This is a genomic window from Thermoanaerobaculia bacterium (assembly GCA_035260525.1).
Taxonomy (GTDB): domain Bacteria; phylum Acidobacteriota; class Thermoanaerobaculia; order UBA5066; family DATFVB01; genus DATFVB01.
This window is the reverse complement of sequence record DATFVB010000055.1, coordinates 1-2,643: the sequence shown is the minus strand read 5'-3', so window position 1 is coordinate 2,643 and position 2,643 is coordinate 1. Positions and strand designations below refer to the sequence as shown.

General features: G+C 66.3%; 4 protein-coding genes. 2 read left to right on the top strand and 2 right to left on the bottom strand.

Features of this window, described 5'->3' with window-relative positions:
* A partial coding sequence (locus tag VKH46_02615) for an SDR family NAD(P)-dependent oxidoreductase (GenBank protein ID HKB69705.1) occupies positions 1–416 on the bottom strand: 416 nt, incomplete at its 3' end.
* Between the two features lie 24 nt (positions 417–440).
* Here VKH46_02615 and VKH46_02610 point away from each other — a divergent pair.
* Positions 441–875 carry a hypothetical protein gene (locus tag VKH46_02610; protein ID HKB69704.1) on the top strand — a complete coding sequence of 145 codons (435 nt, stop codon included), beginning with the start codon at positions 441–443 and terminating at the stop codon, positions 873–875.
* A gap of 348 nt (positions 876–1,223) precedes the next feature.
* Here VKH46_02610 and VKH46_02605 read toward each other — a convergent pair whose 3' ends face one another.
* Positions 1,224–1,838 (bottom strand): TetR/AcrR family transcriptional regulator, encoded by a 615-nt coding sequence (locus VKH46_02605; GenBank protein ID HKB69703.1) that lies wholly within the window; start codon positions 1,836–1,838, stop codon positions 1,224–1,226.
* Positions 1,839–2,035: 197 nt separating this feature from the next.
* Between VKH46_02605 and VKH46_02600 the strand changes: the two genes are divergently transcribed.
* On the top strand, positions 2,036–2,643 hold a 608-nt coding region (locus tag VKH46_02600), incomplete at its 3' end, for a hypothetical protein (GenBank protein HKB69702.1).

Genomic DNA, 2,643 nt, shown 5'->3' with positions numbered 1-2,643 from the left:
TGGATGACCCGTCCGCCGTCGGGCATGAAGCGCACCGCTTCGCGCGTGACCCGGAACGCCGCCGTCAGGTTCGTCGCGACGATCGCGTCCCAGACGGAGTCCTCGGCGGACGTTCCCCCGTCGACGGGGGTCCACCCGGAGGTCCCGGCGTTGTTGACGAGCACGTCGATCTTTCCGCCGTTTCCCGCCGCCGCCGCGATCGCTCGCTCGTACGATTCGGGGCGCGTGACGTCGCACGCGACGGCCGTGGCCTCCCCGCCCGATTCGCGGATCGAGTCCGCGATCCGTTCGCAATCCTCGAGCGACCGCGCCGCCAGGCACACGCGCGCGCCTTCCGCCGCGAACCGGCGCGCGATCGCCGCGCCGATCCCGCGCGACGCTCCCGTCACGAGCGCGCTCCTTCCCGCCAATCGCATGGTTTTCGAGATTATCATCCGCGAATGCGACATCTCTTCGTGCTTCCGGCCGTTCTCGCCATCGCCGGCTGCGCCTCGCGCGCGCCGCAGCCCGCCGCGTCCGCACCTTCACCGGGCGGCGCCGCGCCGGCCGCCCAAACGCCGGCCGCGCCGGCTCCTCCCGAGGCGGCGAGCTATCTCGCTCCGACTCCCTTCGCCGGAGGAGACGGGACCTCGGTCGAGCAGGCCGTCGTCGTTCTGGCGCAAACCGAGGACGAGGGGATCGATCTCGAGCACCACTGGATCTTCGACCACTACGGCCGCTTCCGGAAAATCCGCGGCGGACTCGCGGCGGCCGACGGAAAACACTATGACGTGATCACCGTCGAGCTCGCCGACCACAGCGAGAAGACGATCTTCTTCGACATCACCGGGTTCTATGGAGTCATGGAGGCGCCAGAGGCGCCTCCTCCCCAGTAGGAGGCGCGGCGACTTGTCGCGCCGAAGCTTCAGCGAAGGCGGAGCGGGTGTGCCGTCCGCGAGACCCCCATTCCTGTCATTCCTGCGAAAGCAGGAATCCAGCGTGTTCCGGAAGGCTGGGTCCCCGCTTTCGCGGGGACGACTGCTTCGCGGTCGCCTCGCCGGGATCTCGCGGCCGACCCGCATCCCGTCTCGCTCGCGTCTGGCCGCGCCTCATCGCTTTTTCAAACGGATAACGGTCGGGGCCGCCGCCGAAACTCCTCGGAACATTCCTGGCGCCATGGCGCTGCTTCCACAGTCCGATCCGCCGAAGCTCGTGAGAGCGAAGGTGGATGGTGCGGGCAGCCCTCAGGAATCCCTGGCCACGCCGCCGAGCAGAAGCTCGAACACCGACCGGATCGAGGAGCGAGAGAACGAGTCCGTCTTCCCTTCCCGCCGCGCGATCGCGCGGTCGCGGATCATCGCCTCGGCCGCTCCCATCAGGGCCGACCGCAATGCCGCGTGATCAAGCGAGACGGCGAGGCTTTCGTCCCGCTGCCCCCGCAGGATCAGGAGGTCGACGAGGCCGGAGAAATCCGACAGGCCCCGCGAGATGCTCACGACCCTTCCGTCTCCCCGGACGCGCCTTTCCTCGAGGAGGACGAGGAACGCGAGGTTCGGGTCCGCGTCGAACGCCGCGATCATCGTCGCGAGCACCTTCAGGATCGCTTCCCGGCCGCTCCGGGCGCCGGAGGCGATCCCCTCGAGCTTCTCGTTGAGCGGGCGCCAGCTCTCGTTGAAGACCTCTTCGAGCAGGCCCGCCTTGCCGCCGAAGAGCCGGACCATCTGCGTCTCCGCCGAGCCCGCCTCGCGCGCGATCAGCGCCGTCGATGCGCCGTCGTAACCGTGCACGAGGAAGAGCTCGCGAGCGGCCGCGATGAAGCGGGCGCGCGAGCTCTGGGTGCTGTCCGGATCGATCTTCACTCCGACGAATGGTAGCCCCGCCGCTCCGAGAAGGCCATGATCAGGGTAATTTTTTCAAATTGTTGAAAACAGGACGAAAATAGTCCTTGACCGATAGTGGCACCGCCATCATACTTTCCGGCAATTCACCGCCCGCGACGAGCCGATGTCCGACTTGCCCAACAGGCGGAATTGCATTCGGAGGAGGAGCTCGGGAAATGAAGAAGCTACTGGTTTTCGGGGCCGCTCTCGCTTTCGCGACGGCCGGAATGGCTGCCATGAAGGAAACCAACGGCCACTGGGTCCATGAAACCCCGACCCGGGCGCATTCGGCGCGTCCCAGCCGGAACAACAATCAGCTCAGCTATCACGGCGGCGACATCCTGAATCTTGCGAAGGTGGTCCCGATCTACTGGGGCTCCTACTGGGGAAGCGGCACCGGCGCGAGCGAGCGAACCGCGATGAACGGCTTTTTTCAGCAGTTCGGAACCAACTCTCACTACGGCGTCATCACCCAGTACTACGACACGACGACCGGCTCGACCCGGTACATCGGCCTCTCGACGCTCCTGAACTCTGGCGGTGATTGGTACGATACCTCGGCGCCGCCGACCAACGTCACCGACTCGGCGGTTCAGGGCGAAGTGAACAAATACCTCTCGACCCACACGTTCAACAACGAAGCGATCTACGAGGTCTTCATCCCGCCCACCTCGTATTCCTCCGATGGAACGTCGACATCCTGCGGCGGACCGCATCTGGCCTACTGCGCCTATCACGGCGCGTACACGAGCGGCGGCCACACGATCAAGTACTCGATCGAGCC